The organism is Robinsoniella sp., assembly GCF_034124845.1.
Genome location: NZ_JAWYAJ010000488.1, coordinates 1 through 6198, shown reverse-complemented (window position 1 = coordinate 6198; position 6198 = coordinate 1). Strand labels below are relative to the sequence as shown.

Annotated in this window: 2 protein-coding genes; one reads left to right on the top strand and one right to left on the bottom strand. The window is 46.1% G+C overall.

Annotation, left to right across the window (positions count from 1 at the left end):
- Nucleotides 1–73 precede the first annotated feature (73 nt).
- Complete coding sequence (locus tag ACH2DQ_RS23890) at nucleotides 74–5713, top strand: glycoside hydrolase domain-containing protein (RefSeq protein WP_395028557.1); 5640 nt, start codon at nucleotides 74–76, stop codon at nucleotides 5711–5713.
- A 108-nt stretch (nucleotides 5714–5821) separates the two neighbouring features.
- On the opposite strand, the gene ACH2DQ_RS23885 is transcribed toward ACH2DQ_RS23890, so the two are convergent.
- On the bottom strand, nucleotides 5822–6198 hold a 377-nt coding region (locus tag ACH2DQ_RS23885), incomplete at its 5' end, for a deoxyribonuclease IV (RefSeq protein WP_395028556.1).

Here is a 6198-nt window from a genome sequence, read left to right as displayed (position 1 = left end):
AGTAATTACTTCTGATGTACTGCCGGTTTTTGCACAGGATGCCTCAGAAGATACTGCCGTGGAGGGTGAAATCATGACCCTGAAACCGGATATGACAGAAGGATCCTGGAATAAGTTTTCCTATACGGCTTACCAGGGAAAGGAGTGGACCGTCTTGGAGAACGAGGCATATATGGATCTGGGTTCTTCTGATGAACGGGCTGAAGAATGTTATTATGAAATCCCTTTTGTGGGAAATAAGGTGGAGATATTTTCTAACAAAAGTCCCATGCATGGAAAAGTCCGGTTTTCTGTGGATGATGAAAATCCGGCAGTGGCTGATTTGTACAATGAGACACGCACAGAACCACAGTCCGTATATGCGGTAAGTGATCTGGAGGAAGGCATGCATGTACTGAAGGCGGTCACACTGAATGAAAGAACGGGAAATAAGATCGTAAATCAGACGGCATATGCACAGATTACCCATGCTCCTTATATACCGGAGGATATTGTACTGGCTGATTCCGAAATGCAGATGACCGAAGATGAGACAAGGCAGATCAGCTATACAGTCATACCGGAATATGCACAAGCTGTAGATCTTGTATATGAAAGTATGGATACGGAGATAGCGGAGGTATCGGAGAAGGGCATGATAACTGCCCGGTCAGAAGGAAAAACAACGATCCGTATCACCAGGGAAGAATCCGGTATTGCAAAAGAAATAGCGGTGACAGTGGCGGCAGGGGTGCGTCAGCTGGGGGGATCAATTGTGGATACCAATACCCAGTATACCCAGGACCGTTATGAAGAGCTGCTGGACAGGCATACCATGTCGGGGAGTCTGACAGCGTGGAAAAATGATAAGGCGGTGAGCGAACTGGCGCTGGTATCCATTGGATGCAGTTTAAAAAATGTGGCAGTTACCGCCAGTGATCTGACGAATGGTAATGACATCATTTCTGGAGATCTTGTAAAAACTGTTTTTGTAAAATCCACAAAAGCCTATAACGGACCCTATCTGGGATATGGAAGCAAAGACCGTCCGGTTCCTGAGCCTACCGGTGATAACCGCAGTGAATCCTCGGATATCCTGTATCAGTCAGAACCGGTTGATATGCCATTTAACAGTGTACAGCCTGTATGGGTAACGTTTCCTATTCCAAAAGACCAGACTGCGGGAACTTACACCGGAACGCTGTCCGTAACAGCAGATGGAATTGAAGAGCCTCTGTTATTCCAATATGAAATAGAGGTTCAGGATGTGCAGCTGCCGGATTCGGAGGAATTTAAGGATGGATTTGACATTGAGTTATGGCAGTATCCTTACAGCAGTGCAGAATATTATGGAGTAGAGCCTTTTTCTCCGGAACATTTTAAGATCCTGGAATCCGCCATGTTGAAATATAAGGAAATAGGCGGTCATGCTATCACGGCTTCTATTGTAGAGGAGGCATGGGACGGGCAGACATACAGTGCAAATAAAGTGCATTATCCCTCTATGATCAAATGGACCAGGAACAGTGATGGAAGCTTTCAGTATGATTATACGGATTTGGACAAGTGGATATCTTTTAATAAGAGTCTTGGTATTGGGGATAAAATAGTGCTTTACAGTATTGCCCCCTGGCACAATTCCTTTGCTTACTGGGAAGATGGAACCTTAATCTATGAGCCTTTTACCCCGGGGAGCAGCCGGTATACACAGGTCTGGCGGGACTTCCTGCAAAAGCTTACGGAACATCTGATGGAAAAAGGATGGTTTGATGAATCTTATATAGGAATTGATGAACGGGGATTTAGCAAAGAAGCATTTGATCTGATTGAATCGGTTAAGAATATTCATGGTGAATCCTTCAAGACGGCAGGAGCCATGGATCATTTTGCAGACAAAAAAGAACTGGCACTGCGTGTGACAGACTTAAATGTAGGCGACAGTGCGGCACAGGCTGGCGCTGCAGAATTTGCAGAGCTTTTAAAGGAAAGAGAAGCGAAAGGATTTCGGACAACACTTTATTCCTGTACAGAACACACGCCTGGAAATTATGCCCTGAGTGCACCGGCAGAGAGTTACTGGTCCATGATGAATGCCGGAAAGATGGGGACTGCCGGATTTCTGCGCTGGGCTTATGATGCATGGGTTGCGGATCCCCTAAATGATGTGACCCATAATGCTTTTGAACCAGGTGACTGCTTCCTTTATTATCCGGACGAAAAAGATGCTCCGCAACCAGTTGGAAAAAGTTCGGTGCGCCTGGAGAAGATGGCAGAAGGCGTGCGGGATGTAAACAAATTAATGCTGATAGAACGGGAGATCCCCTCGCTGAAAGAAGATATCGATGCCTTATATGGTGCAGTCAGCACCACGGCGGCAAATGGAAGAACTTATTTAAGTCCGGAAAAGATTGCATTTCTGTCAGCAGAGATGGAAACTTTCAAAGAAGGCGTGGCCGAAATTACCGAAAAGTATCTCACTTTGAAGGAAGAGGGAACGGATCAGGTAGAATCCGTGACGATTGAGGAAGGCAGTGACGTGTTACTGTCTATAGGCGGGACACTGCAGCTTCATGGGGTTATTCTTCCTGACAATGTGATCCATAAGAAATTGAATTGGACCTCCTCTGATGATGAGGTGGTATCCGTATCTGAACAGGGGATTTTGACGGGGAAAAAGACAGGTAGAGCTGTAATTACCGCAGTTTCTGAACAAGATCCCTCCAAGAGTGCCGAGATTACTGCAACGGTAACCGGAATCACTATTGAAGAGGGGGCAAAGACTGCTTACTATTCCTTTGACTCTATGGAAAATAATGTGGTAAAGGATGAATGGGGAAACAGAGACGGCGTCAACCAGGGAGCGGTACTTTCACCGGGCAGGTCGGAAAAAGCGCTGACGATTACAGAGGCTGAAAAATCGGTTCGTTTACAGGGAAATTCCGGTCTTTCTGATACCTGGACGGTAGGTTACTGGGTGATGAACAGCACAAAAGATCCTGAACGCAACTCGGTTATCATGAGTAACGACGGTAATTATTCTTTTGATGTGCGGCTGGCGGATAACAGAGAGAAAGCGGGCGTACATGTGGGAACGGGAAGCGGAGATGTACTGACATTTAATTATGTATTTCCAACCGATACCTGGGTTCATGTGGCGTGGACACAGGATAAAATAAATGGGCTTTCCATGTATATTAACGGTACCTTGATACAGACAAATGCATGGACCGTCAACCACGAATTCCCATGCCCGGTGGATATCATCGGAGGAAACGGGTTTATTGGAAAAATAGATGAACTGAAGATATTTAACAGAGTACTGTCAACAGAAGAAATCGCTTCCATTATGCAGACGAAGGGGTTGAACATTCAGGAAACCTATAAAGAGCTAAACGTAGGAGAGCATTTTTCCATACAGACAAATCTGATCAGTGATCAGGATGATAAGTCCATCGTGTATACTTCCAGTGATCCGGAGACAGCATCGGTAGATGAAAAAGGGCTGGTTACCGCACATAAAAAGGGCAGTGTTACCATAACTGTGGAAAACCAGGCTTCTGGATACCGGGATTTGGTAACGGTAGTGATTACGAAAAAATTAGCCATCTCGAATAAACTTCCGGTCTATGAACTGGATGAAAAATACCTGTCCGATATTGATAAAGATCCGGGAGGACCACGTCAGTATTTAGGACAGCCGGATATGGTGATGCTGGATGATAACCAGACACTGGTTACCTCCTATCCGGTTGGACACGGAAAAGGCCCTCTGGTCCTGAAGATCAGCTATGATGCCGGGGAAACATGGGTAGAAAAAAAGACTCCGGAATCCTTCAGAGGTTCACAGGAGACGCCAACCATGTACAAAATACACCTGAAGGACGGAACTCAGAGGCTGATGCTGATTACGGCGTGTCCCGGCTGGGGTCAGGATCTGGAAGGCAATGCTACCGGATGGAATACGTCCTATTCTGATGACGGGGGTGAGACATGGACAGAGTATAAGCATTGGTATACCAATCATAAGGATGGCACGCCGAACAAATCCATTGTGGCAATGGCAAGCCTGATCCAGTTAAAAGACAGCAATGGAAAGGATATACAGAAATGGATGGGCGTGTACCACAATTATGATTATGTCAATTACAAGACATATCTCACATTTGATGAAAACGGAGAGGAACAATGGAGCGAGCCGGAGCCTTATCTGAGTGAATACCGTTCTATAGAGAGCGGGTATCAGATGTGTGAGATCGGCATGTTCCGTTCGCCGGACGGAAAACGGATTGTAGGTCTTGCCAGAAGCCAGTCTCACAATAATCCGGCAACATTGATCTATTCAGAGGATGAAGGGGAGACATGGAGCAGGCCTATGGATCTGCCTGGTTCTCTGGCTGGAGAGCGGCATAAAGCCGTTTACGATCCGGTGAGCGGCAGGCTGCTGATTACATTCCGTGAAATAAATTACGATCTTAACGGAAATGGAAAGTTTGACGGAGGAAACGACTGGAAAGCCGGTGACTGGGCTGCCTGGGTTGGCACTTACGAGGATCTGATGGAACAAAACGAAGGCCAGTACCGGATATTAATTGATGAAGACTGGGCAAATAATGCGAAGTCGGGAGATACGGGATATGCGGGAATTGTAGTCCAGCCCGACGGTACCTTTATCATGGATTCTTACGGGCATTGGGATAAAGCCTTTTCCGAGAGCTGGCAGGGGGGCGTGACAACCGATCTCTGCTATATCAGACAGGCGAAGTTTAAACTCAGTGATATGGATAAAGCCGCTGGTATAGCTGATAAAACGGCACTTCGGCAAGCCATATCGGATGCAGAAAAGATCACAGGGCAAGAGGATTATACGGAAGAAACCTGGAGTGTATTTCAAGAGGCATTGAATAAGGCAAGGGAAGCAGAAAGCAATCAGAATATTACACAGGATGGGGTAGATGCTGCCAGGGAAAATCTTATAAAAGCCCAGAGGGATCTGAAGAAGAAACCCGATAAGCCTGATCCAGAGCCTACACCGGATCCAAAACCAGAACCCACACCAGATCCAAAACCGGACCCGGCACCACAGCCTAAGCCAGAGCCGGCACCACAGCCTAGGCCAGAACCAACACCCCAACCCAAGCCTGACCCCCAGCCAGTTAAGCTTGTAGTACCGGTGTTGAAAAAAGTAGAATCCGGAAGTTATGAAAAGTTAAGGTTAAACTGGTCCCGGGTTCCCGGAGCGGATGGCTATCGCATATACCGATCTGCAAAAAAGAACGGCAGCTATAGTAAGATTGCCACGGTGAAGGGCGGTAATAAAACTTCTTATGTCAATGGAAAGCTGTTGACCGGCAAGAAATATTATTATAAGGTGCGGGCTTATGCCAAGCACAATGGCAGAACCATGCAAAGTAAATATTCAAAGGTGAAGTCCGGGAAACCGGTACCCGCAAAAGCAGTGATCTCTTCGGTTACCAATCTTTCCGGTAGAAAACTGAAACTGCAGTGGAAGAAAGTGAGCGGTGCACACGGCTATGAGATCAGGCGTGCCGTCAAAAAAAATGGAACTTATCATAAAATAGCAACCATTAAAAAAGGCAGGACATTCACCTATAAAGATAGTAAATTAACAAAAAAGAAAACATATTATTATAAAGTTCGTGCTTACCGTAAGGCGGGGAACAAGAAAATCTATGGTCCGTATTCAACGGTTAAGTACCGCAAGGTAATGAAATAATTACGGATGCAGGCATAATATACTTTTTAAATACAGTTGTGTGAGACACCCCAACGTCATGGTTTGGCGCTGGGGTATGCCTGCATCTGCATTGCAATTCCATATTTTTTAATCCCGATACAAGGAACGAAGGAGCTTAATTTCATCTGCGTGTCCATCCAGATCCGTTGGTGTCTCCAGTATAAAAGTAAGATGGCGCAGCAATGGATGATTCAGGATCTCAACGATGGAATCCAGTCCGATGTATCCATCTCCGATTAATGCGTGACGATCCTTGCGGCTTCCCGGAGGATTCTGGCTGTCGTTAATATGAAACGCATGAAGATATCCAAGTCCGATAATCCGGTCAAATTCATCCAGCACCCCATCCAGGTTATGGACAATATCATAACCGGAGTCCGAGAGGTGGCAGGCATCGAAACAGACCCCAATCTGTTCCTGCAGATCAACCTGGTCAATGATTGCGCGCAGTTCCTGAAAGGTTC

Bases quoted from the DNA above. Each gene is read 5' to 3' on its own strand.
- ACH2DQ_RS23890 (WP_395028557.1), top strand. From the start codon at position 74: ATGACCCTGAAACCGGATATGACAGAAGGATCCTGGAATAAGTTTTCC.